Origin of the sequence: Stenotrophomonas sp. SrG, assembly GCF_050031795.1 — a bacterium.
In the GTDB taxonomy this organism is placed as follows: Bacteria; Pseudomonadota; Gammaproteobacteria; order Xanthomonadales; family Xanthomonadaceae; genus Stenotrophomonas; species Stenotrophomonas rhizophila_A.
In genome coordinates, this window is record NZ_JBNBBE010000470.1 from 1 (window position 1) to 256 (window position 256).

A 256-nucleotide genomic window follows, 5' to 3' on the forward strand; every position below is an offset into this window, starting at 1 on the left:
GTTCGCCGCCGATGGGACCACGGGCTACCAGACGCACATCTTCACCCTTGACGACGCCCAGTTCCCTGAGCCGGCGGGCGATGGCGTCGTTTGCATGGAGGTCGCGCACCGATTCCACCAGAGCGGAGCCGGGCAGCGGCAGATCGGACAACGTCACAGGTCGCCTTCGGTCGATAAGAATGGATATCACTTCTAGCATCGCCGCGCCGCGTCATGGCCCGGGCCGCATGGGCCGCTATGATCCATACATGTATGG

General features: G+C 63.7%; 1 protein-coding gene. It reads right to left on the bottom strand.

All coding sequences use genetic code 11. The features are described from left to right. Positions 1–157: FeoA family protein (locus ACQG3P_RS20525; RefSeq protein WP_426806075.1), on the bottom strand; the 157-nt coding region annotated here is incomplete at its 3' end. Positions 158–256 lie beyond the last annotated feature (99 nt).